This window comes from Celeribacter sp., assembly GCF_048266405.1.
Lineage (GTDB): Bacteria > Pseudomonadota > Alphaproteobacteria > Rhodobacterales > Rhodobacteraceae > Celeribacter.
The window spans coordinates 1-24,604 of the sequence record NZ_JBLWZO010000015.1; the positions used below are offsets into that span (position 1 = coordinate 1).

The following is a 24,604-nucleotide window of genomic DNA, read 5'->3' on the forward strand; positions in this document are numbered from 1 at the left end:
TAAATCAATGAGTAAGAAACTATTTATATATATCTGTCACAAGTCACAGATATAAATATATACGTATACACACACACGCATACACACACGCGCACGCACACATATGCGCATGATATACATTCCTAGGTGTGGCATGTGACAAACTGTAAGTCATTGATTTTAAACAATACCCGTGTCACACCCTGTGACAACACACAACGCTACCCGAAAATTATCTGTTAAAATCAATAATATACCAAAACAGCCCCTCGGGACCTCTTCTGTTACATTTCGCTTTTACTCCCCACAAGTTAGGCAATTGGCGCTGTCGCGGCCTTCTGTTCGCAACAACTCCACATTGACTTGGATCACGGACATCGGGCGCGGTTTCGTGACATGTTGTCGTAAATAAACCCACATTCGCGGACGGTCTGCTTTAACATGTATCGCTCGTCGAACAGGAGGCTTGGATGTCTAATGATCCGTATGAAATCCTTGGTCTGACCAAGGCTGCAACGGCTGATGAAATTAAGAAAGCTTACCGAAAACAGGTACGAACGTGCCATCCGGATTTGAACCCGGATGACGCGGGGGCCGAAGCGCGTTTCAAAGAGATCACGGGCGCTTACGAGATTTTAAAAGATTCCAAAACCCGTGCGCGCTTTGATGCCGGAGAAATCGACGGGCTCGGCGCAGAGCGTCCGCCGCGCCAGTATTACCGTGATTTCTCGGACGCGTCCGACAACACCTACCAACAGGGTCGCGGATTCGGACCGGATGTCGATCCCGCAGATATCTTCGCGGACATTTTGCGCAATGGCGGGCGATCTGGGCGTGGCGACTATGGCGAGCGAGGCTTTTCCGCGCGCGGTGCCGATGCGCGCTATTCGCTCAACGTGGCCTTTCTGGATGCCGCACGAGGAGCGGAAACACGGATCACATTGCCCGATGGGCAAAGCCTTGCGGTTAAGATTCCACAGGGCACCGAGGACGGCCAGACACTTCGGTTGCGCGGCAAGGGTGCTGCTGGATATGGGGGCGGTCCTGCGGGAGATGCGCTTATCACTGTTATGGTGGGGTCGCATCCGGTGTTTCGCCGTGAGGGGGATGATATCCTGATTACGTTGTCAATCACCATCGACGAGGCGGTTCTCGGTGGCAAGGTCACGGCACCAACCATTGACGGCCCTGTGGGGCTCACGATCCCTGTGGGCGCAAGTTCTGGCCAGACATTGCGATTGCGGGGGCGTGGCATTGCCAACGCAAAGCGCAAAGCCAAGGGTGATCAAAGGGTTGAGCTGAAAATTGTTACACCGCCCGAGATTGACGACAGCCTGCGCGACTTTTTCACGGAATGGCGCAAAACGCATAGCTTCGATCCGCGTGCTGATTTGATGAAGGGGACCAACTCATGACGGATAGATATTCAGAAGACGAGGTTGTCACCACCGTAACGCGGCTGACACGGCGCCAGCTTGTGAGCTTTGTCGAAAGCGAACTGGTCCGACCCGAACGAGGGGACGCGGGATATATCTTCCGTCGTGTCGATATCGCGCGGTTGGAGTTATTATGCGATCTGTCCCATGATCTCGAACTCGATGACACAGCGCTTGAGATTGTGATCTCGCTCATTGACCAGTTGCATGCGGCGCGACAGGATCTTGCGACGATTGCGCGCGCGATAGACAAGTTGCCACCAGAGCTGCACAGTAGCGTCATTACGGCAATGAAACAGTGATGAGCGCAGGTCGAATTGGGCGTTCCAAACCGAGGCCCCAATGGTGAAAGATAAGATACGTCACGATCAGCCCCAAACGGTGTCCTCCGATGGAGCCAACAGTTTGGTGGTGGTCCCCGATCAAAAACACTCACGACGTACAAAGCCTGCGACGATCATCGGTGGGGCCATTGCCGTGGTGGCAATTGCCGTGGCGGGATGGGTTTTCTCGGGCGGCGGAGGCACACCTGTTGTGGCTGTGGAAACGCTCGCGTCGGGGCCAGTTCAGCGGGTTCTGGCTGTAAGCGGGCGCTCTGCAACGGATGAATATGCGGATGTCGTCGCGTCGGTCTCGGCGCGTGTTTTATCAGTCAACGCACAAGAGGGAGCGCGCGTTGAGGCGGGTGAAGCTCTTATTGTTCTGGATGATACCCAACAAAAGGCCATCGTGAGGCAAGCCGAGGCCGCTTTGGAGACGGCACGTCTGGCCCTGCAAAGCGCGCGCGGCGAACGTGATCGCGCCGTGGCGCTCGGCACGTCCATCTCCTCCGTTGCCGTCGAAAATGCGGAGCGCGCGTTTAACGCAGCGCGTCTTGACGTGGAGCGACTTGAGGCCGCGCGGGACCAAGCGCAACTGGCCTTGGCGGATTACCAAATCCCCGCGCCGATTACGGGTATTGTGTTGAACAGCTACGTTGATCGCGGCGATCTTGTATCGCCGTCACAGGTTTTGATGCGCATTGCCGATATCGAAAACCTGCACGTCGATGTGCAGATCGACGAAATCTACGCGGGTGAGGTTCGCGTTGGCCAGAGCGCACAGATGCAATTGGCGGGCCGTTCCGACATTGTGAATGGTGTCGTGTCCTACGTGGCCTCAGAGGTGGACGAAGTGACAGGGAGCCTGCGGGTGAAGCTGTCATTTGATGCGCCCATTGATGCGCAAATCGGGCTGACAACCGTCGCCAACATCTTGATTGAGGCCGTCGATAATGCCGTGACCGTCCCCCGCAGCGCTTTTGTCGAAAACAACAGTGGCACCGCTGTCTTTACCCTGCGTGACGGCAAGGCCGTCTTGACCCCAATTACCTTCATCGACTGGCCCGCAGAACGGGTGGAAGTTGTGACGGGTCTGTCTGTGGGCGACATCGTGGTGCTATCCCCTGACGGTCTCACGGATGGTGACGCCATCGCGCGAGAGGATACGTCGGGCGTGGGGAAATAAGCGATGCGCTATGGCTTCAAGATCGCGCTGCGCTACCTGACGTCCAATCTGGCGCAGACGGGGCTGTTGGTCTTTGGCGTAGCTGTTGCTGTTTTCATCTTCATCTTCATGAGCGCCCTCATCGGCGGGTTGGCCGACCTGATGGTCAATCGCACATTGGGCAGCCTTGCGCATGTGACAGTCGCTGCCGAAGACCCCGACCTCCCCCTACTGGACACAGACACGCAGGCAACCGTGCTTCTCGCACGGCAAAAGTCCACCCGTGCCGAAACGGGCATCATCGACGCGGCGCCATTTCTCTCGGTGATCAACACGCTCCCGAGTGTGGTTGCAAGCTCGGTTCAGATCAAAGGCGCAGGCGTTCTCGTGCGCGGTGAGCGGGTGCGTCAGGTGAGCGTGACCGGACTTGCCCCCAAGGACGTTACTGCGATCATCCCGTTCGAGACCTATCTTCAACGTGGCACACTTGAGCTGTCTGGGGACGGATTGCTGATTGGTGCGACTTTGGCCGCTGACATGAACCTGTCCATCGACAGTCCCGTAACACTCCGAACCAATGCGGGAGTGACGACGACGTTGCGCGTGACGGGGATTTTTTTCACAGGCGCGGGACAGGTGGATTCCGCCTCCGCCTATATCAATATCGGCACGGCGCGGAGCCTGTTTAACATCCCCAATGCAGTGTCGCGGATCGAGTTGAAATTGACCGATCTTTACGACGCCGACCGCGTCGCGAAACGGATCGAAGACATGACAGGGCTTGATGCCGAACCTTGGACCGAGGCGGCGGAGCAACTCTATGAAGGTCTAAAAGCGCAATCGAACACGGGTTTGATTTTGAAATCTTTTGCTCTGGTCACAATCGTGATCGGCGTGGCATCGTCGCTGATGTTGTCGACCTACCGACGGCGGCCGGAAATCGGCATCATGCGCGCAATGGGCGCCAGTCAGGGCTTCATCCTGTTCGTCTTTGTGATGCAGGGATCAATGATAGGCCTTCTCGGCGGGGTCTTCGGGTCTGTTTTGGGCCTTGCGGTGCTGACCCCTTTGACGCCCGATGACATAGCGAAGGCGGGGCAACTGCCGATTGATGTCGCCCAAGGGTCCATCGGTCTGGCCATCGTTCTCACCGCGATTGGCGCCACCTTGGCCGCCCTGCTTCCCGCCCGCGCCGCGTCACGGATCGACCCTGTGGAGGCCATCGGACAATGACCCAATCACAGACCTCCGCGCCCCTTCTGGAGCTGCGCGATCTCACCAAAACCTACGGTACGGGCGATACAGCCACGCGTGTCTTGAAGGGGCTGAACCTGACCCTTCCAAAGGGTGGCATGATCGCTTTGCTTGGGGTGTCTGGCTCGGGGAAAAGTACGCTGCTCAATATTCTGGGCACACTGCTAAGGCCGAGTTCCGGCACCTTCGAAATGTTGGGACAGGATCTGTTTGATGCAAGTGACGCGACTTTGACGGAGTTTCGCAATCAGCATATCGGCTTTGTGTTCCAGTTTCACAATCTGCTGCCGGATTTCACGGCGTTGGAGAATGTCATTTTCCCCACCGCCGTCCGCGCAGGCACCGAAAGCTCTGATGCGCGGCAACGGGGCAAAGACCTCCTTGAACGGGTCGGTTTGAGTGATCGTGTAAACTACCGCGCCACAAAGCTGTCTGGTGGTCAAAAACAACGCGTCGCCGTTGCAAGAGCCCTCATGAACACCCCCGAACTCATCCTTGCCGACGAGCCGACAGGCAACCTTGATAGCGCCTCCGCCCGCCAAGTGATGGACCTCCTCAGGGCGGTGAATGAAGAAGAGAAAACAACCTTTCTCATCTCAACCCACGACGAGAAAATCGCGGCACTATGCGATTACCGCATAGAAATCAAAGACGGACGAATTGCCACTTAATGCGATGTCGCTCGAATGGTTGCTGCTCCACCTCAACAAACGGGTATTCAGCGTGACAGGATGACAGGCGCTCGTGCTGAGAATTGATTTCCGTTCATTTCACCCTTGAAAGACAGGATGCCCGAAGCGGAATTTGGGCTGCTAAATTGCAGATAGAGCAACATTTGCATGTCTCCTGTCTGCGCTTTGGCATTGTACTTGTCACAAAGCTTTTTATTTGTGGCGACCGTGGTCACGACATTGACAGGTCCGTCGGGCGTGTGGTTCACAAAGCCGAACATGGCTTCTGTATCTTCGACCTTTATAACCTTTTCCAACGACTCGAGTGTCGACGTATTCTCGCATACACCGATGGAAAGTATCGGGTTGCCGCCTTGCACACCTGAAGTAGCCTTGATGAATAAATCCTTCAGGCTAGGGCCGGATGGTTCAGTATTCTGTAAGACGTAGGACGTCGTCGCGAGGAACGACGGCATCAGGGACCAACCACAGTCCTCTCCTTCGCTGTCGAGCGGCTGGAGTCCATCCTCCTCGCTCATCGTCGCGATCTGGGTGCGTGTCGGCTCGGACCCTGCCGGCATCATCACCATACTTTGGCCCTGTGCGCTGATCATACCGAATGGCTGCATGTCAGTGAATGTCAGTTCCACGGATTGTGTTGGGTGCGCAGGCAACTTCAGAGCAGTGGCACCTAAACCCGGTGCCACCGCAAACGCGGCTCCTGGGCCTTGGCTGAGAGACCAAGGTCCCGCGAGTGAGGACAGAGAGGTGTCGGAGGGGGCACCACACTCCCCATTATTCGATTGAGCGACGGCTGCGCTGCCGATCAAAGCGATGACCGCACTGGCCATGATCAAGTTTTTCATTTTCGTCCCCTCCTCTGCGTTGCGCTCACTCAGGCTTTGACGGACGGGTCAACCACCACAAAAACACGAGACCCACGAACAGTTGCACGAAAGTGAGGAGGGCCATTAGGCCCATGCTTCCCATATCCGGAAGCTGCATCATTTGATCATCCTCGATGACTGGCACCGATGGCATCAAAATCATACTGATCACGCCCAATCCCACGGGGATAAAGATGAGCCAGCCTTTCCGTCCGGTATCTTGAAGTCGCCGCGACCCCGCCGCTGCGGCGGGAACGATAAGTGCAAGAGTGTAGACTATGGATAGAAGCCCAATGCCCAGAAGCGATATGATCACCGCACCAATCACATAGGCCAGAACAAACCACCAATATTCAGATCGGCTCGCACGTCCTGAAAAGGTCGCGTATTTTTCGGTCAGACAGGTTTTCACCGCCGTTTGAAAGTTCATGAAAAACTCCTTTCACTCAGGTCACTCTACACCCATTGGGGGCGCTACTCATTTGCGAGGCCAATGCAATATTCATAGTCACATCACCCTGTTCCCGCCCCCTCTGTTCAGAGGGGAAAGGTTGATCTTATGGTGCGTTACATTGCTTCCACGCCTTGCCACACAGCAACATGCACTGGATGTTGCCGGAGGTTCTTTGCGCCGACGTGCAGCCACAATCGCAGTTGGGCGCGGCGCGTTGCTTCGATGTTGTGCCAATACCAGATGCATTGCCGCTGTTATCCGCCTCAGACGTTGGATTGCCGCTCATCGTGCCAGAGAGACCGAAACGCTCCTCGAGACGGGCGAGCCGGATATCCTGATAATTGCGGTATGCCTCGGAGGGTGGAGGCTGCTTAAGGCGGCTATGGGTATTCCGAGCTGTTGGAAAGGCGATTGCACCAGTTGCCTCGTAGCGTTTTGGCGGGAATATCTTGCAAAGGTCCGAGCTTGATCCAGCGGACATCAGCGAGGTGATGCTGCCCTCACACACCTCTGCAACGCCGCGAAAGCGTAGGGTTTCAGCGGTATATTCCTCGATGATGAAACTGCTGTTCTTGGACGGGTTTTGTATGCCCATACGCCCCCCACCTTCGGACATCGCATAAATCTCGACCGGACCGATATGGCCTGGTTCGAGCGGTGTTTTGAAAAGAAACGAAACCTGAGTTTGCCCGCCGCTTGATTGACCCTCCTCAGCATCAGGTTTCACCGTGATTGCTCCTTCGGTCTGCTTGAGCAGGGTGTTTGCCATGATCTGCGATACGCCGGGCATGTTCTCAACATTTCCGGTAAACAAATCACGCATGGAAGCCTCACTGGGATTTTTTTCTCCTTCTGCTGTCACAGGCCCACGGCCCTGTTTTGTGGCATAGTTGGTCTCGGCGGGTTTCTTGGAGGCGCCAGATCCGCCTGCGGCAAGACCTCCCTTGTCTAGCGAGACTGTAATCTCAATATCCTCGACGCGGAAATTCCGTTTCGTGTCTGCGCTTGTGCTAGGAACCCAAGAAGCGATCAGGAGGAACTCCGTGTCTTGGCGCGGCCCCACTTGCTGTATTTTGGGAAGGAAGAAGTAACGCTGGTACTGCGCGGCCGAAGTGCCATCGCTCGGCGGCAACAGGCAGGGAGCAATGCCCCCTACGGTTTCAGTCATCTCGTAACAATCCTTAGCAGCAGGCGCGCCGTTGAAGTGATTGCCCTTGGCCCAGCCAAGATAGATGTCGTCGACCAAGTCATTCGGTCCGGCAAATCGAATCTGTATATCGGGGTGTAACAGCGTGGTGACTTGGTCCACGCTGATTTTAATGCAAGCACCAGCGTATTCCGCGAGTTGGAAAGTCGTTTTAGCACTACTCGCTCCGGCAGGTATATGGATCTCAACGCAGTTGCCAAAGCCAAGTCTGAGCCACTTGTCCTCGGACATGTGACCCTCAAAACGGTGCGAGGGCCAACTGGCGTACTCGGTCAGGAACTGCGGGAAGACATGCTCGAGCCCCTTAAGTTTACCGTCGATTCCATCAAGCCATTTATCGACGAGCAGGGTGGCATTTTGTGCTACAGCGGCGCTGGACATGCTCTTGTAAAGTGAGGTCAACCCATTGGGATTCCCATTTAGGTAACGCTCCAAAATATGGAACCAGAAACCGTTGGTTTGGTAGTCGAGTAGATCGAGCGTTTTCGTCTCTATATTTGCCAGAAGCTGCTCCTGTTTGCTTCCCGCTTGGCCGGCTTTCGATTGCGTTTGATGTGGATGGTTCAGAGGGATGTTGTAGGCGCGCGATAGGAAAAAGCGGCGATAATATTTGTTAGCGTAAGGACCAAAATAATCCTTCCCACCATATAGTTCCTGAGTATGGGTGACGGCCACGGCATCGGTTGCGCCTTCGGTGATCCAGCGTGCATTTGACATAGCTGACGGTTTGCTGGCCTTGGGGTACAGATTGTTCTGGAGAACATGCCCTAGCTCATGCGTTGCGCTGAGTTGGAGGGTAGGCATGTGCTTGGTCAGCGCATTCGCCGCAGGCCCGACGGAAATTCGATTGGCGCTATCAGCGCCGATATTTGTGACGCTCATCACGCCCGTTTTTGAACACGTGATGTAGTTAGCCTGCCCGCCGGGTGTCTCAACACCAATCAAGGCCGCTTCCACCCGAGGGCCCACGGGACGCATGCTGAGTGCGCCATCACCACCAAGTTTGTCAATCATCCAGTCAAACCCGAGGTCAAAGCTCTGTCCGGACAGCACCATCGTATCCTTCTTGAGAGGCTGGCCATAGCACCCCTCGATTGTGTCCCATGCCTGTTGGTGTTCTGCGATCCAATTGAAAAAGCTTTCCTCGCCGGACGGGCCAGCACGCCAACTCGTCATGGATGTCATCATACCGTAGTAATATTCGTCCGTAGCATCACCCAAAGGCAGGACTTTCTGCCAAGCGGGTTGCGTGTCGCCCTCGTGAACAATGAAAACCCAAGGGTCGCCTGCAGGCGATTGGGCATAGGCGCTACCGCTGCAAAGAGTGGCGGCCAAAGCAATGATGCGTGAGAAACTCGCAATGGGCATCATTTCACCTCAAGTGCTTTCAGGAGGGTTTGAAGGCTCAGGTAATCGGCACTGGCCGCATCGTCTCCGTTTGGTCCGTGGCCATGTTCTTTGTAATGGTCGATGAAGTCATCGAGATCATAGAAGAGTGGCAGGATGATACTATCGGGCAGACGTGCGGGGTCCGTAACGCCGGCGCGCGCACGGAGCTGTGTGGCAAGTTCGGAAAGGACGGCAGGGTCGAGGCTGTCAAGGATGCCTTCAACCGTGTCTGTTGCGCCCGGCATCTCTGGATCAACGTGTCGCGTGAAATCCTCCTCCTCGGTAGCTGAAACGAGTATGTCAATCAAAGCCGCTCTGAGGGAGGGATCAAGCGGGGTGAACTCGTCATAGCCGTGTGCCCAGAGGCCGAATGGCGCAAGTATGATCAGAAGTGCAGGGAAAAAACGTCTCATTGGGAGGCCTTTGCACAGGCAATCGGGTCGATGGACATCATTGCTATGCTAATCCGCCCAGACATCATCATAAGGGCCTGCTCGGCGTCCTCCACAGTCATGCCGCGTTCCTCCGCGAGGGCGGCCATTGCGTCTTTGCCTTGCGCATCAGCGGCTTTGAGGTCAACAAGAACGTCTAGTTCCATCGGGTCCAGTTGTTCGAGCATTTTATCGGCAATACATTCACAAAGCCCGAGTTTGCCGTTTTGGGACGCGCATTGGCGCACGAAACGGGTTCGGGGATCGCTGCCTGTCGGCATGGTCGCGGCCGTTTCCGCTGCTTTCGCAGCTTTAATTTCAGCGTCCGCCTGATCGTTACAACGTTCTAGCGCGAGGCTGATCCCGAAAATAATATGGGTAGCCTCTTGCATGGTTGCGGGGTCGGTCTCTTGTGCAAATGCCATCAACTCGTTTTGATCCAGCGTTTCCATGGCAAGCATCATCGCGACCGTTCGGATCAAGTCAGGATTTGACGTTTTAGATATCACCTTGTCGGAGAAGAGGTCACGGTGACAGCTGCAGGCCTCTTTGGGAATGCCGTCGGCCGCGCACTTATCGTCAATCAGGGAAAGGACGAAATGCAGCTCTGGTTGTTCTGGTGCGGGGTTTTCGCCCACGGAAGCCGAGGCAGAAAAAAGAAACGCCACGTATAATAGGGCAGTTCTGAGAATAAGGTTCATGGAAATTTCTCTTTTCTGGCCGCAACCAAAGTTCAAATGTTGCAGGTTTTAAGGGTAAACCAAAACACAACGTGCATCGTCACGTTGTTGCTTTGGCGGGAATTTTATCCTGTTCATCAAGGGCAAAAAGGCGGGCCATCCGAAAGCGCGCCCGTTTCTTCACAAAGCCTCATTGCGGAAAGCTCCATTCCTTATGTTCAACACGGAATATTCGGATCGGCGCACCAAGTTGGTCGGTGTCTGGTCTGAGGGAAAACACCGCGCGATTGGTTTGGCCAAAATTGGTGAAATCCACATTGATAGTGATCATGCCGCGTAGCATCGGGTGATCGGGATCAGGTGCAATTTGCGTGATTTCACCCTGAAAATCCTGCGCATCATAAAGCACATCACCCCCGTGCCCTGCCAAATCGGGAACAATAGCGGCGAAGAAGTATTGCGGTGCCAGCCTTGGCCCGAAGGGGTTTTCCGCCGCGCTGCCCTGCTCCTCAAAGGTGGCGTACAGATCACTCACCAAACGGGCCGCATTGTCGATCATTGCATCGCCAGTAATATGAACCACAGCATCATCGGCATCGGCATCGGCATCGGCATCGGCATCGGCATCGGCATGTCCCCAGTCCGGCTCCAAGAAGCGTTGTGCGACCCAACCGGCCTTGGTGAAATCGCCTGTGCGCATGAGGCACCAACGCTGTGGCAGGCTGTCGAGCTGCGCCTCGGTGAGGCGATTATAGATCGAAGGTATCATCAGCGGCACACAGGTGATCTGTTCCAGCCCGCGCGCTTTGGGAGGCAGGCTGTCGATCACCAGATAGTCCGTCCCTGGTCCCATCCGCATGTTCAGCATGTCATTGTCGGCCACGCCCGTCACACGCCATGCGTCGGGTCCGTGTCCGTCAATCTCGGCGTACGCCACGGTCACAGAACTTGCTAGGGCACAGAACAGTGTGCCCCACCTAAAAACGCTACGCATCATTTCACCTCGACAACAGATCGCCCTAGAAGTTCCCGATTCGTGATGTCCAGATAGCGAACTTCGTAAAGCCCTGGCTCGTCAGGCATTGTCAGCTCCATGCTTTTGCCCTCGCCAACTTTTTGCGCGGAGATCCAGCTGAAATCGGGCTGATCCTTGTGGGCCAACGCAATTCGCTGATCGGCCCCTTCACCGCTGCCCGTCCATGTCACGGTGATCACCTCTCCTGTTGATGCCGTCTCAGGCGCCGATAGCCCTGCCCCGTCATCGAGCGGCGCATCCGCTCCGACGACTTCCAGTGACGCACTCGCTAGGGTTTTATTGCCCTGATCCAGCACATAGCGGATTTCGTAGAGCCCCGTTTCATCGGGAGCCTTCAGGCGGCCTTCCGTCTTGTCGTGCACCCGCAAGTGGGTGTGGCGCGTCCCTTCATCCGCACCTGCGGGGACAATGGTCACGTAGTCACTGCCATTGATGGCCGATGCCCACTTGATATCAACCTGCGTTCCTGCACGAACAATACCGGGGCCTGAAATGCCCATCTCCGGCTCGATCAACTCGACCATGGCCATGCCGATGGTCTTGTTGCCTTCGTCCAGCACATAGCGCACCTCATAGAGGCCGGGTGTCGCGGGAGCGGTCAGCTCGCCTGAGAGGTCGTCGCGAGCGCGGATGTGGTTATGTCGCGTCCCTTCGTCCGAGCCAGCAGGCACAATTGTAAGGTAGTCAGAGCCGTTCACCGTCTTGTCCCACGCGATGTCGAACGAGGCACCTGTGGTCACTTGTTCTGGCGCAGTCACGGTGACACCCGCCTCAACCACCTCCACCATAGCCGAACCGATGGTCTTATCGCCCTCATCCAGCACATAGCGCACCTCGTAGAGACCCGGTGTCGCGGGAGCGGTCAGTTTGCCCGAGAGGTCGTCGCGAGCGCGGATGTGGTTCTGCCGCGTCCCTTCGTCCGAGCCAGCAGGAACGATTGTGATGAAATCAGAGACATTGATCGTCTTGTCCCAAGCCACATCGAACGTGGCGCCCGTTGTCACCTGTTCGGGCGCGGTCACGGTGACGCCTGCCTCGACAACCTCGACAGGGGCAACACCGAGGGTCTTGTCTCCTTCGTCTAGCACATAGCGAACCTCGTAGAGGCCCGGTGTCGCGGGGGCGGTCAGCGTGCCCGAGAGGTCGTCGCGGGCGCGGATGTGATTCTGCCGCGTGCCCTCGTCCGAGCCAGCGGGAACGATGGTGATGAAGTCAGAGCTGTCGATCGTTTTGCCCCAAGCCACCTCAAACTTAGCACCTGTCGTCACTTGTTCTGGGGCAGTCACAATAACCTGCGGAACGACGGGTTCGGGAGTCGGCTCGGGTTCAATCACCATCGCGTCCTGAACCTGAACCAAGGCATCGTGAAGCTCGTCCGCATTGCCCGCGGGAACAAACATCCCGCCTGTATTGTCGGCAATGCACGACAGGCTGGCTTGTGCAGCATCATCCAGATCAAAACCGACGACATGGGCGGTGAATTTCACGCCCTGTTTGGCAAGTTGCGCCGATAGCGCGCAGGGATCGGCATTACAGGTCTCAACCCCATCGGAGATAAGCACAACAGTCGCAGGATTGTCGCGGTAAGACAGCAAATCAGCGGCATGTTGGACCGAGGCGGAAATTGGTGTTTTTCCGACGGGCCGAATTGCGTTAACCGTGTCAATGAAACTGCCGCGATCCACAGGAGCGGGTGAAATCAGCGTTTCGATGTCAGTGCAATCGCCCTTGCTCCGGTGACCATAGGCCACAAGGCCCAAATTGGTCTCAGCATCCCAATCATTGACCAGATCGGCCAAGACCTCGCGCGCGATTTCCACCTTTGACGTGCCATCGATCTGTCCCCACATGGAGCCAGAGGCATCATAGACAATCACAACATCATCCGCAGCCTGTACCGCAGACGCGTAAGCGATGACGCCTGTGGCGGCCATTATTGCCAATTTTGATGCTACCAGTTTCATAGTCCGTCCCTTCATCTTCTGAATACAAAGAGCGCCCCGAAGTGAGTGCCCAGGGCAGTTCCCACTATTCGTTTATTTGTGGCGACCCGTCACAGGGGCGCCGACGGCCTCATAGGCCTCGTCAACGCCCTCGGACATTCCTCGGCGGCCCTTTTTCATACCCGTTGCATAATGCGCTTTTTGTGCAAGGTCAGTATTGGCATCCACGAGCATGGCTTGAACATCGTTGATGCCATCGTCATCAATCGCGAAGAAATTGAAACGCAGGCGTTGTTCCGCCGGAGGATATGTCTGCCGTGGCGCGCATATGTCCGAAGCCGTCGGATCGTCCACCTCAACACGCGGGGCCTCCGGCGTATGCGCTTTGACAGGAAGCAGGCGGCCATCTTTATCCAGCAATACGTTGGTTTCGACGGTGGTTGTTGTGTCTGGCGGATAGACGCGACAGGTTTTTACGCCAGTTAACTCGACAGGACAGCCTGGCTCACCCGGAAGGATTTCCGTTATGCCCTCATCGGATTGGCGGGTTTTGGCCACGGTTTCCGCAGCCGAAATGTAGCGGCCCGCTTCAGCCGGCGGAATGCCCAGTTTTGCTGCGACGATGTCGATTGCTTCTCCGCGCAGCGTTGGATCGACAATCAGACGATCTTCCATTGGCGTGTCATGTGGCGCGAGATCGTCGTAACACCCCTTCATATCAGGCATCGAAACATCGCGCGGGTCCAACGCGACAGGAATATTGAACGCAAATCCGTGTGACTTGCCGGAAACGCTGCCGACCATGATCTTGTGATCAACCACGCGCAGCGTCAATTCTGCCTCATTGGTCCCTATGTCCTGAGCGACATACAACGTGTCATCCATGATGGATTGCAAAAACAGCATCTGTTTCGAACCCTGCGACAGAATAAACTGACGTCCACACTGGCTCACCCTGACCTCGTGCAGGCCTTCGCTCTTCGGCTTGCCCATAAATTGACCCAACCACGCGCCTCGGTTCGCGTTGTAAAGCGCGGCGGCCTTCGCGCCATTGGGCGGGGCTTCGCCAGGCAGGGCTGTGACAGTATCCTGACCATTAAAAAATTCGTATGTGCCTTCACAAATGACAGTTGTGCTGGCTGATAACGATGCCGTTGAGGCCACAATGAACGCAAACGCAGTTAAAAAAAGGTTTTTCATCACAAATCTCCGCCTTCATTTATAGTGGTCAAAAGATTTCTCATGCCGCTGTCTGGCTTTCTCCGAATGCACGGTCTTTCAGTTTGCGGAATTTGCCAGACATTTGCTCCAGTTTGGCGTCCCATTCTGGATTGGGCTGCTGCCCTTCGGTCACTTTGAAAAAGACCTGCATCATACATGCGATGGCAAACGGCTCTAGTAGTGCGGCTTTGACGCTCCACGCAAAGAGTAGCGCGAACACCACACCGCCCGCGGCCCAAGCCCCAGGCATGAGGTAAACAACCAAAGCGGCAGGAGCGAGCATGACCAAGAACACAACAAAGCTCAGACCATAGACAATCAGTGCAAGCCAAGCGGCGTTTTTCAGCATGGGTTTGTAGTTCTGCCCGTAGAGCACAAGCGCCTCTTTCGCAGACATCCACGTATTGTCTGACCCTGTGCGAATGGCATAGGCGAGGATCACCTCATCAACAAAACCAACAGCGACGCGCAGGAAGGCCGACAGAATGCTGGTCAACTGCTGCACACCCGGAATGGGCAGGATCGTGAAAATGCCGCGAACCAAACCAGTGATCGCGCGAATAACGCCTATGATCAACCGATCGAGTATGAAAAGCACGCTGGCCTGTGGGAAGCGCTCCTTCACCACGGCGGTGGCGTGGCTGATCTGGCTGCGGCCCTGCGGCATCGTCTTGCCGTCGAGCAACTCGACCAAAACAGCGATGTGTCCCGCCTTGACGATATAGAGGATATATTCACGCGCCCAATACATGATCGCGCCGAAAATACCAAAACCGGCAAAGCCGCCCCACATCGTTGTACTCGCGCGAAATCCCTCGTCGCCAAAACCGCCTATGCCCCAACCAACACCTGCGCCGATTCCCGTGACGAGGATGTAGCCCAAGGTAATGCCGAAATAGACGGCCATTCGTAGCAAAATGAAGGGAAGTGTGCGTGCCATCATTCCAAGCGCTCCACCGATACTAAAATCCCACAATTTCAATCTCCATCTCTCAATAATGCTTGCCGATTGTGATCTGTGTCGCCAGATCATGTCTCGCCTTCAGTAATGTCGTGTGTCGCGGTGCAAAGGCAGGCGGCGCAAAAGACGATCTGAGATTTGCGGATGGTACACCGCCCCACGACCCCATCAGGTGTCCGCACTTTATCTGAGCGGACCCATGACAATTGGCGTCAGTGATGAGCATGATGGCAGGTGCAGGACTGGTCATAACCGCAAATACTCATTGATTTCGCGCTCACCCTAACCTGTGACATTTTCATCCGCCCCATCCGTTCAGAGGGGGGAGTGTAAAAAAAAATTGGATATGAATTGAAACTCATGCTGCGGCCTGTTGAACTAACGTCGCACCTCGGAGGATCCACAATGCGCATGTTTATTGTCGCCAGCCTGCAAGTGATCGCGCTTTCAGCACTGCCTTTGGCCGCGTCCGAGGATAAACCCGTTTTGCAGGTAACTGGTGCGGTGGCGAATGCACCTGTGTCCTTCAGCATGACGCAAATTCAGAACATGCCCGCAACAACGCTCACCACCTCAACGGTCGTGACAGACGGGGTGCATCATTTCACTGGCGTGTTGCTACGCGACTTTCTGGCGGAACTTGAAGCGGTTGGGGAGACAATCACGGCCACGGCGCTGAACGATTACATCGTCGATATTCCCTTTGCCGACTTTGAGGAATTTGATGTCATCGTGGCCTACAGCATGGACGGTGAGGCGTTGGATCGTGCTGACAAAGGACCGCTGTGGATTGTTTATCCTCGCGACGCTCACGCGGAGCTGCAAGACATCCGATATGACTATCGCTGGGTCTGGCAACTGATGGAGATCGAGGTCAAATGAAACGGCTCAGCGGTTCCGGTCTCAGGCTGATCCTGCCGTTGATCGCCATTCTGGTTTTTGCTGTTCTTCTCGGCTTTGCACTTTTGCGCATGGTCAAAGTGGAAACGGACATCCGCATGAATGCGGAACAAAACATGCTGTGGGTGATGCACCAGAGCGAAAGCGCAGCGCGGCGATTAATCGAAACGACGATGCGCGCGGAACTGGGTGAGGGCGACACAGAGGAAATCGCGCTTAGGCTCGACCTTCTGCGCAGTCGTTTCGCCCTGTTGCAAAGTGGGCCGCAGCAGCGCTTCATGTCCGAGATTGGTCTCTCTGACCAATTGTCCGAACTGCACACCATACTCGAGACAATTCAACCGTTGCCGGAGGATTTTACCATCGCCGACGCAAAGGCCTTTCGCCAAAAACTGGCGCCCTTCCCTACGTTCTTTTCCCGTGCGGCGAACACGACGATGATCCGTGAATGGGACGATCTCGGCGGGCGGTTGGAAACCTCCAGAGAACAACTGCGCCAGATTATCATCTCGCTAATCGGCATTACGGTCACGGGGGCAGTTTTGGTCGTGAGTCTCTTTCTTGCGCTACGTCTGTCACACCAACGCAATAGCATGTTGCGCCGCGCGCGGGATTTTTCTGAAATTCTGATTTCCTCAAGCGGTGAAGGAATTCTCGCCGTTGATGACACTGGGGTTTGCACCATTTGGAACCCTGCGATGGCCGCCATGACCAATCGACCCGCAGAGCACGCCGTGGGCAGAAAGCTGTCCGATATCGTAGAGTTTTTCAACATTGCACCCGTGCGGCAAGCGATACAGGCATCCCTGAAGGGCAAAACCACGACCCTTGCACTGCAACCATACTTCCCCGATGTGCATGCCCCGCCCTTACACGTTGATCTAAAGATTTCCCCCATGCGCGATGGCAAGGATGTCCTTGGGGCTATCGTGTTTATGCATGACGCCAGTGACCGCCACGCGGCGCAACAAAAAGACGCTGAAACGCGCGAACGGCTGGAGCACCTTGTGGCCGAACGAACCCGAGAACTGGACAACGCTCTCACGCGCGAGAGATCCGCCGCAGACCTTTATCGCAACTTCGCAGGTATGATTTCGCACCAATTTCGCACGCCTTTGGCCGTGGCGGATTCTGCACTGCAAAGGCTGATCCGGCGAGGCAAACGCGCCAATGCGGAAGAAGTGAGTGAGCGCGCAGCACGGGCACGTGACGCAATTGCGGGGCTGACACGTCTGGTGGAAAGCACATTAGACACTGCGCGATTGCAAGCAGAACAAGTCGGCGCACAGCGCGTATTGTGTAACCTGTCGGAGGTGGTGGAGATGGTACGCGCCCGCCAACAGGCCACAGCGCCAAACACGCCCCTTGAGGTGCAGCAGGAGCCGAATTTTGATCCCGTCGCATTGTGCGATCCCGCTCATGCCGAGCAAGTGTTGGAAAACCTGTTGTCCAACGCGGTGAAGTATTCCGCGAAGGGGGCCACCGTGACGATTTCCCTGCATCACGACGCGGCACAGGTGTATTGCGACATTAGCAATTTTGGTCCCGCGATAGAGCCAGAGGACCGAGCGCATCTGTTCCACGCAAATTTCCGTGGGATCAACAGCACTGGCACATCGGGAACAGGGCTCGGGTTGTTCATCGCCCGCAGCCTTGCCCGCATGCAGGGTGGTGAGGTTAACTTGCTTCAGGAGGATGAAGCCAAGGTAACATTCCGCTTCAGCTTGCCCCGCATACAAGGTGAACACCATGACTGACACGCCCCCTGCCCCGCTAATCCTCGTGGTCGAGGATGAACCCGCGCTGCGCAGTGATATCCTCGAAGAGTTGCAAGAGGCCGGATATCGCACACTTGCCGCGCAGGACGGGGAAACCGCAATGGCCTTTCTCTCGGGCATCACGCCGGATCTGGTGTTGTGCGACATCACCATGCCAAGGCTTGATGGCTATGGGTTGCTGTCCGTCATACGGACCGAAAGGCCGGACCTTGCCGCCACTCCATTTGTATTTCTCACCGCCATGTCGGAGCCGCAGGAAGTCATCAAGGGTAAGCTGCAAGGAGCAGATGATTACCTCGTCAAACCCGTGGACTATGACCTTTTGCTCGCCACGGTTTCCGCGCGGTTGCGACAGGTAAACCGCATTCGAGGGCAGCAGAACACTGAAATTGCCAATCTTCGACGTGCTCTGGGTGGCCTGTCAGGTGGCGGAGGGCATCCTGTACTGGACCTCATTGCGCTCGGGGTCGTGCTTTTGGATGGTGAAGGTCGTGTCATCCATGCCAACCGCGCAGCGCGGGATATGGCACAGGACGCGTCGTTTTTCTCCATCCGCAACGATAGACTTCGCGCAAGCGATCCCGATTGCGATGCCGCCCTTCACCGTGCGGTCACGGATATGAAAGAAGCTGTGCCGGAGTCGGAAAAGGTAACAGGCGTGATGCTGCATGGAACGGAACATTCCATTTCCGCCCTTATAGGAACGCTCGAAACCCCAGCGAACCCAACCCCAGAAGACCCGCAATTTGCCCTGTTTCTCTCGCCACCTGCACAGACCAAAAAGGTATCCGAAAAGCTTCTGATCGATCTGTTCGACCTCACCCCCACCGAAGCCCATGTCGCGGCACTTCTTTCTCGTGGCGCCCGTCCATCGGAGGTCGCAGACGCGCTTGGAGTGTCGCCTACAACCATCTCCTTTCACATCCGCAACCTGCTCCATAAAACCGGCACCAACCGCCAGACCGACCTGATCGCTCTCATCCTTGCAGGGCCAATGGTCGTTGAAACGCCATAAGCGTATCAGGCCCACACAGTGCATTGAGAAATGGGCCATAAAGGTCACAAAAACACTGGAAAATCTAAGTTTAGCTATCGAGATTGACTATCGACCGGAGTGTGCTTAGCTCTATCATCATGATGGTCTATGCAAATCATTTCCGGTTTCTTTTGCTAAACCGCCCTTTCCCCCGGGCGGTCTAGGCGCGTTCGCGTCTGACGAACCTTCCGGGGTCTTCCTACAGTCCTGAAAATGCGGCTCTGGCGATAAAAATGCCAGTGGGGAAATAGCATTCAACGCCGTTCATTCCCCACATCGCCACCGTCGACAGGCAAATCTTCGCACGTATCTCGTTCGTCAAACCCTTGCAGCCATTCTTGCACCCTTCCTACGTCTAAAGGAGCACATCCCATGTCAACGTCGACTAACTCCACGAAAAAACCATTCAAGCGCAATCCGAAAGTCGTGATCAGCGCGGATGATCTCGCCCACCTCGAAGAGTTGGCGGACAACATGATGCGTCGACAGCCTGCACTGGCAGACCGACTACTCGAAGAGATCGGGCGCGCCCGTATCGTAGCCCCTGCGAAAGTGCGCGATAATGTTGTGACGATGGGCAGCACAGTCACCTATCGGGACGAAATGTCCGGACAGGAAAAAACCGTAACGCTAGTTTATCCTGAGGAGGCCGATATCACGAACCTTTGCATTTCGGTCGTGACCCCAATCGGCGTCGCGCTGCTCGGACTGTCAGAAGGCGCCAGTTTTTATTGGGACACCCGAGACGATCAGCGGCGGACGTTGACGGTCCTTGAGGTGACGCAGCCTCAAGCAAACACCGAAGACTAGAAACGGGTGAGGTCAAACCATTTTTCCTCTCCCAAAGACATGACTAACTCAGAGCCACAAAGGAGGCGTCTGAAATGAATACGAAATTCCATGCCCGGCGCCTCGTTTGGCCGACGGTTTTAGCAACCTTATGCGCAGGATTGATCCTGCTCTCGTCGCACATCGCGGTTTTGGTCGGCACCGATAACGCCTTATCGACCAGTATCACAGCATTGGCTTATTTTGCATTCGCATGGCTTGCCAGTCGCGTGGTGTCTGCGGCGCTGGACGCAGCCAGCCCACGCAACCGTCCCTATCCACGCCTGTTACGTGACCTGATTGCGGCGCTCCTCTTTCTTATGGCGTTTGGAGCCGCCATCTCCCTGTTTCTCGGACAGGGTGCTATCGGGGCCTTGGCCGGTTCGGGCTTGATCCTTGCAATGCTTGGTTTCGCGATCCGAAATGTTGTCGCCGATACCCTGTCGGGTATTGCTCTCGGAGTTGAGGGGCCGTTTCGCATTGGAGACTGGATCGACATTGATAGTTTGGCGCGCGGAAAAGTCATTGAAATCGGCTGGCGCACCACGCGCATTCTAACGCGTGACTCGACCTACGCGATCATTCCCAACAGCCAAATCGCACGGCAGAGGATCACCAACTACTCGGCTCCCAGACCGCAATATCGGGCGCAGGTCGCGATCACACTTGATCACACAATGCCCGTCGGTCGCGCTCGCGAGGTGATGCTGAATGCTTTGAAAGATGCGAAACTGATCCAACAAGACCCAGCACCCGACGTGCGTGTTCTTGCCTACGAAGAAGGTGGCATCACCTATGCGCTTCGTTTCTGGTTATCGCGCTTTGATCTCGATCCCGATTGCCGTGACGAGGTTTATAGCCTTGTTGATGATGCTCTGCGAGACAAGGGATACCTCGCGCCGCACCGACGCATTGAACTCGTTCGCGCCAAACCGTCATCCTTTTAGGACGCGCGTTCTTCACACAAGTGCCCCTCTAAATGAATGCAAATGGCCCCCAATGATGATCCAGAAATTTAGAATGGTCATTCTAAATTCAGACCTTTCGGGCCTTATTTCAAGGAACCAAGTTCATGGCTAAGGTTCCAACAATACGGATCGACAAGCTGCTATCCTCTATGGGTTACGGCTCGCGCAAAGACATCGCACGCATAGCAAGGGCTGGAGGGATCACTCTCGATACCGCCGCGCTTTTGGACGTCACCAAGCGTATTCCGATCACGCCAGACTTGCCTCTCCACATGACCATATATGGTGAGGCTCTCGATCCTCTTGCACCTATGGTCATTCTAATGAACAAGCCTGTGGGCATGACCTGCTCACACAGTGATGGCGGCGCATTGGTGTATGACCTCCTCCCCAAACGTTGGAGGTTGCGTGATCCAAGGATCTCAACTGTCGGCCGCTTGGACAAGCAAACGTCCGGCCTATTGCTTCTCACAGATGATGGCGACCTGTTGCACCATGCGACAAGCCCGAAGCGCCGCGTAAAAAAGACCTATCGGGTCAGGCTGGCCCGCCCGTTGAAAGGCACGGAAGGAGACCTGTTTGCCTCGGGGCGCATGATGTTGGAAAACGAAGACAAGCCACTCGCTCCTGCTGAATTGGAGGTGGTTTCAACGACCGAAGCCTTACTCAGTATTACGGAGGGCCGATATCACCAAGTGCGCCGCATGTTTGCTGCGACCGGAAACCACGTTGTGGAATTGCACCGCGAGAGTCTTGGCGGCCTCAAACTCCCTGACAACTTAGCATCGGGAGAATGGCGGCTCCTTAGTGAAGTAGAGAGCGCCTCGGTCTTTCAATGACCAAGGTCGCGATCAGAACAGATTTGTTGGCCCCAAACGTCCTGACACGCAACGTCACCCTCATCGGTGCGGCATATGCTAACGCACTCTATGTTGGTGATCGTCATTGAGTATCCGTGTTATGTCCAGTCGAGAACCACTTTTCCGCTTGAGCCTGCTTTCATCGTCTCAAACCCTGATCGAAAATCATCGCTATGAAATCGATGTGTGATAACGGCGCTGACGTCTAAACCGTTTTGCAACATGGCGATCATCTTGTACCAGGTCTCGAAAATCTCACGGCCATAGACACCTTTTAGGGTGATGGCCTTGAAGACAATGCGTGACCAATCGACAGGAGATTTCCCCGGAGGTATCCCTAACAGCGCAATTCGTCCGCCCATCACCATTGCTTCAACCATTTGATCGAGTGCAGCTTGGTTGCCGGACATTTCCATGCCGACATCAAAGCCTTGACGCATTTTCAGGCGCGGAATGACATCTTTGAGGTCTTCGTTGAGAACATTCACTGGCACGACATCGGCCACCCGCGTGGCAAGTTCCAACCGTTCGGAATTAATGTCCGTAATGACAACATTTCGCGCACCTGCATGACGGGCAACGGCTGCCGCCATGATCCCGATCGGTCCTGCGCCAGTAACCAACACATCTTCTCCCAAAAGGTCGAACGACAGCGCGGTGTGAACAGCATTACCGAGCGGATCAAGGATCGCTCCGATGTCGTCACTTATGTCGTCTGGCAAGGGGACAACGTTGAAGGCAGGCAGGCGCAGATATTGGGCAAATGCTCCTTGCTCATTGACCCCAATGCCACGTGTGTCGGGATCGAGATGGAACTTGCCCGCACGCGATTGACGGCTTTCCTTGCCGATCAGATGTCCTTCGCCCGAACACCGCTGCCCTATGGCGAGATCCGTTACGTTCTTTCCTAGCTCGACGATTTCTCCTGCGAACTCATGCCCCGTGATCAAGTTCAAAGGGACAACCTTGCGCGCCCACTCATCCCAATTCCAAATGTGGATATCCGTGCCGCAAATACCCGTTTTATTGATCTTGATGAGCACATCGTCTGGCCCAATTTCAGGCACAGGTGCGTGCTGCATCCAAAGCCCTTCTTCGGGCTTGGTCTTGGCCAATGCCTTCATAAGATTGCTCACACCAAGGCCCCCGTAGCACGTCCTGCTTTTTCAAAGGCGTCTAACGCGAAATCGAGATCATCACGGGTCAATGCACTGCTCATCTGGGTGCGTATCCGCGCTTGGCCCTTAGGAACAACAGGATAAAAGAATCCAGCGACATAAACGCCGTTCTCATTCAAATGCGCGGCCATGTTTTGAGCAAGATTTGCATCACCAAGCATCACTGGAATGATCGGGTGTTCTCCAGGTTGCAAAGTGAACCCAAGCGACGTCAGACCATCACGCCAATAGCGCGCATTTTCAAACAATTGCGTGCGAAGCGCGTCCCCCGTCTCCACAATATCCAAGGCTGCAATACCCGCCGCAACAATTGCGGGCGGTAGTGAGTTCGAGAACAGATAGGGGCGTGCGCGTTGGCGCAACAGATCAATGACCGCCTGCGGGCCTGCAATATATCCACCCAACGCACCACCAAGGGCCTTGCCAAGTGTGCCCGTCAAGATGTCGACATCCACCCCGAAATGCGCCGGAGTGCCCGCGCCGTTCGGCCCGATAAAGCCCGTCGCATGACAATCATCGACCATCACCAAGGCGCCGTATTTTTCGCCAAGGGCAACGATTTCGGGTAGTTTTGCGAGGTAGCCGTCCATCGAGAACACGCCATCCGTTGCAATCATAATAAACCGTGCGCCGTCACGTTGGGCTTGCAGAAGCTGCGCCTCAAGATCGGCCATGTCGGAATTGGCGTAGCGATACCGTTTTGCTTTGCACAACCTGATACCGTCAATGATCGACGCATGGTTCAAGCTGTCGGAAATGATTGCGTCTTCGGGGCCAAGAAGGGGTTCGAACAATCCCCCGTTGGCGTCAAAACATGCCGCGAAAAGGATGGCATCATCCTTACCCAGGAAATTCGCCAACTTGGTTTCCAACGTGCGGTGGATATCTTGCGCGCCACAGATAAAACGAACCGACGCCATGCCAAACCCATGGCTGTCCATCGCCTCTTTAGCCGCCGCAATGAGACGCGCGTCATCTGCCAGTCCAAGGTAGTTATTGGCACATAGATTGACCATGCGCACAGGCGCATCATCACCGTTATCTACCATGATACTGCCGCCTTGTGGCGAGGTAATACTACGCTCTCGCTTGAGCAAGCCATCAGATTTGATGTCAGTCAGCGTATTTTTGATATGGTCGAGGAATTGAGTGGCCATGCGCATTCTCCTTCATAACGAAGGTATATCTGCGAAGAAGGCGAAATGTCAATATAACGGAAAAGTTCCATCATACGGGAATTTAAGCATTCTTAACAATCAATAATCCGCGGGCTTTCTCTGTTGCGCGAATTGCATGATCCTGATCGGCAACATAGCGAATGGTGTCGCCTACCCCAGCACGTTCACTGACACCCTGCGCTGTCACTTCGAGGGCACCTTCAAGAACAGTAAGTGCTTCTACACAGCCACTTTTGTGGGCAGAACTGTCGAGGCACGCACCTTCCTCAAAGTGAATATCATAGATCTCAGTGTCACCTACATCCTCTGGCGCGCTCAATATACGAATAAGGCACTGGGCAGATTTATTATGAATTACAGGAGTATTCTCGGCCCGAACGACATCTATGATAGGCCCGTTTCCGCCATCCTGAACATCAAGCAATTCTGCAAAATCAACATTCAATGCCTTTGTGAGATTCCAAAGGCTGGCCACAGTCGGACTGGATTCGCCACGTTCGATTTGGGACAACATCGACCGCGACACACCAGACAGCTTGGCCAAAGCATCCAGACTCAAGCCCTTGCTCTTGCGCCCCGCTTTCAATCGAGACGCAAGGCGCAATGCGATTTCCGGTTTTGAAGACATTTGATCACGCCTTTCGTTTGGCAGCTTCGACGACCTATGTGTTGGGTCTATACAATTCGACAGTCAAGTATATGTCCATTTCCATCCGACGTTAATCGAGCTGTTTGCAAAACACGAGGCTCAGAAAGTGAGACAAGTAAGGACAAAAACCAACCACAGCGGCTGAATATTCAGCTAAACTGTGGGCAGATCAAAGATATGCTCGGTGGCGCCACA

At 55.1% G+C, this 24,604-nt stretch carries 23 protein-coding genes; 11 read left to right on the top strand and 12 right to left on the bottom strand.

Annotated elements, in window-relative coordinates; all coding sequences use genetic code 11:
- Positions 1-449 precede the first annotated feature (449 nt).
- From ACN0TS_RS16760 to ACN0TS_RS16780, 5 genes are read left to right on the top strand one after another with little or no spacing between them, the layout of a single operon-like run.
- The gene (locus ACN0TS_RS16760) at positions 450-1,394 is read left to right on the top strand and encodes a DnaJ C-terminal domain-containing protein (RefSeq protein ID WP_417260513.1); all 945 of its coding nucleotides are present in this window, start codon (positions 450-452) and stop codon (positions 1,392-1,394) included.
- The gene (locus ACN0TS_RS16765) at positions 1,391-1,717 is read left to right on the top strand and encodes a chaperone modulator CbpM (protein ID WP_417260514.1); all 327 of its coding nucleotides are present in this window, start codon (positions 1,391-1,393) and stop codon (positions 1,715-1,717) included. The genes ACN0TS_RS16760 and ACN0TS_RS16765 overlap by 4 nt, the downstream gene beginning before the upstream one ends.
- A 40-nt stretch (positions 1,718-1,757) precedes the next feature.
- The gene (locus ACN0TS_RS16770; RefSeq protein ID WP_417260515.1) at positions 1,758-2,921 is read left to right on the top strand and encodes an efflux RND transporter periplasmic adaptor subunit; all 1,164 of its coding nucleotides are present in this window, start codon (positions 1,758-1,760) and stop codon (positions 2,919-2,921) included.
- 3 nt (positions 2,922-2,924) lie between these two features.
- Positions 2,925-4,133, top strand: coding sequence for an ABC transporter permease (locus ACN0TS_RS16775; RefSeq protein WP_417260516.1), 1,209 nt, complete (start codon positions 2,925-2,927; stop codon positions 4,131-4,133).
- The gene (locus ACN0TS_RS16780; protein ID WP_417260517.1) at positions 4,130-4,825 is read left to right on the top strand and encodes an ABC transporter ATP-binding protein; all 696 of its coding nucleotides are present in this window, start codon (positions 4,130-4,132) and stop codon (positions 4,823-4,825) included. The genes ACN0TS_RS16775 and ACN0TS_RS16780 overlap by 4 nt, the downstream gene beginning before the upstream one ends.
- 47 nt (positions 4,826-4,872) lie before the next feature.
- Here ACN0TS_RS16780 and ACN0TS_RS16785 read toward each other — a convergent pair whose 3' ends face one another.
- The 9 genes from ACN0TS_RS16785 to ACN0TS_RS16825 form a co-directional block, all read right to left on the bottom strand.
- Positions 4,873-5,691: a hypothetical protein gene (locus ACN0TS_RS16785; RefSeq protein WP_417260518.1), complete on the bottom strand. Its 819-nt coding sequence runs from the start codon at positions 5,689-5,691 to the stop codon at positions 4,873-4,875.
- 25 nt (positions 5,692-5,716) lie between these two features.
- The gene (locus ACN0TS_RS16790; RefSeq protein ID WP_417260519.1) at positions 5,717-6,142 is read right to left on the bottom strand and encodes a DUF805 domain-containing protein; all 426 of its coding nucleotides are present in this window, start codon (positions 6,140-6,142) and stop codon (positions 5,717-5,719) included.
- Between the two features lie 127 nt (positions 6,143-6,269).
- On the bottom strand, positions 6,270-8,741 hold the full coding sequence (locus ACN0TS_RS16795) for a hypothetical protein (RefSeq protein ID WP_417260520.1): 2,472 nt from the start codon (positions 8,739-8,741) through the stop codon (positions 6,270-6,272).
- Positions 8,741-9,175: a hypothetical protein gene (locus ACN0TS_RS16800; protein WP_417260521.1), complete on the bottom strand. Its 435-nt coding sequence runs from the start codon at positions 9,173-9,175 to the stop codon at positions 8,741-8,743. The genes ACN0TS_RS16795 and ACN0TS_RS16800 overlap by 1 nt, the downstream gene beginning before the upstream one ends.
- Entirely contained in the window at positions 9,172-9,894 is a 723-nt protein-coding gene (locus ACN0TS_RS16805) for a hypothetical protein (RefSeq protein ID WP_417260522.1), read from the bottom strand. The genes ACN0TS_RS16800 and ACN0TS_RS16805 overlap by 4 nt, the downstream gene beginning before the upstream one ends.
- Positions 9,895-10,063: 169 nt before the next feature.
- Entirely contained in the window at positions 10,064-10,816 is a 753-nt protein-coding gene (locus ACN0TS_RS16810) for an SH3 domain-containing protein (RefSeq protein ID WP_417260523.1), read from the bottom strand.
- 50 nt (positions 10,817-10,866) lie between these two features.
- Positions 10,867-12,873, bottom strand: coding sequence for a VWA domain-containing protein (locus ACN0TS_RS16815; RefSeq protein WP_417260524.1), 2,007 nt, complete (start codon positions 12,871-12,873; stop codon positions 10,867-10,869).
- Positions 12,874-12,945: 72 nt separating this feature from the next.
- Positions 12,946-14,052, bottom strand: coding sequence for a hypothetical protein (locus tag ACN0TS_RS16820; RefSeq protein WP_417260525.1), 1,107 nt, complete (start codon positions 14,050-14,052; stop codon positions 12,946-12,948).
- 40 nt (positions 14,053-14,092) lie between these two features.
- The gene (locus ACN0TS_RS16825) at positions 14,093-15,016 is read right to left on the bottom strand and encodes a hypothetical protein (RefSeq protein WP_417260526.1); all 924 of its coding nucleotides are present in this window, start codon (positions 15,014-15,016) and stop codon (positions 14,093-14,095) included.
- A gap of 423 nt (positions 15,017-15,439) precedes the next feature.
- Between ACN0TS_RS16825 and ACN0TS_RS16830 the strand changes: the two genes are divergently transcribed.
- The 6 genes from ACN0TS_RS16830 (at position 15,440) to ACN0TS_RS16855 (ending at position 21,383) form a co-directional block, all read left to right on the top strand.
- Positions 15,440-15,916, top strand: coding sequence for a molybdopterin-dependent oxidoreductase (locus ACN0TS_RS16830; RefSeq protein WP_417260527.1), 477 nt, complete (start codon positions 15,440-15,442; stop codon positions 15,914-15,916).
- Positions 15,913-17,691 carry an ATP-binding protein gene (locus tag ACN0TS_RS16835; RefSeq protein WP_417260528.1) on the top strand — a complete coding sequence of 593 codons (1,779 nt, stop codon included), beginning with the start codon at positions 15,913-15,915 and terminating at the stop codon, positions 17,689-17,691. The genes ACN0TS_RS16830 and ACN0TS_RS16835 overlap by 4 nt, the downstream gene beginning before the upstream one ends.
- Positions 17,684-18,727, top strand: a complete 1,044-nt coding sequence (locus ACN0TS_RS16840; protein ID WP_417260529.1) for a response regulator — start codon at positions 17,684-17,686, stop codon at positions 18,725-18,727. Before ACN0TS_RS16835 ends, ACN0TS_RS16840 begins: the two co-directional genes overlap by 8 nt.
- 393 nt (positions 18,728-19,120) lie before the next feature.
- Entirely contained in the window at positions 19,121-19,558 is a 438-nt protein-coding gene (rnk, locus tag ACN0TS_RS16845; RefSeq protein ID WP_417260530.1) for a nucleoside diphosphate kinase regulator, read from the top strand.
- A gap of 74 nt (positions 19,559-19,632) precedes the next feature.
- Complete coding sequence (locus tag ACN0TS_RS16850; RefSeq protein WP_417260531.1) at positions 19,633-20,523, top strand: mechanosensitive ion channel family protein; 891 nt, start codon at positions 19,633-19,635, stop codon at positions 20,521-20,523.
- Positions 20,524-20,648: 125 nt separating this feature from the next.
- Positions 20,649-21,383, top strand: coding sequence for a pseudouridine synthase (locus ACN0TS_RS16855; RefSeq protein WP_417260532.1), 735 nt, complete (start codon positions 20,649-20,651; stop codon positions 21,381-21,383).
- 119 nt (positions 21,384-21,502) lie between these two features.
- On the opposite strand, the gene tdh is transcribed toward ACN0TS_RS16855, so the two are convergent.
- The 3 genes from tdh to ACN0TS_RS16870 all read right to left on the bottom strand — a co-directional run bounded on the left by tdh (position 21,503) and on the right by ACN0TS_RS16870 (position 24,388).
- Positions 21,503-22,540 (bottom strand): L-threonine 3-dehydrogenase, encoded by a 1,038-nt coding sequence (tdh, locus tag ACN0TS_RS16860; RefSeq protein WP_417260533.1) that lies wholly within the window; start codon positions 22,538-22,540, stop codon positions 21,503-21,505.
- Entirely contained in the window at positions 22,537-23,739 is a 1,203-nt protein-coding gene (locus ACN0TS_RS16865) for a glycine C-acetyltransferase (RefSeq protein WP_417260534.1), read from the bottom strand. The genes tdh and ACN0TS_RS16865 overlap by 4 nt, the downstream gene beginning before the upstream one ends.
- Before the next feature lie 82 nt (positions 23,740-23,821).
- Complete coding sequence (locus ACN0TS_RS16870) at positions 23,822-24,388, bottom strand: helix-turn-helix domain-containing protein (RefSeq protein WP_417260535.1); 567 nt, start codon at positions 24,386-24,388, stop codon at positions 23,822-23,824.
- Positions 24,389-24,604: the final 216 nt, after the last annotated feature.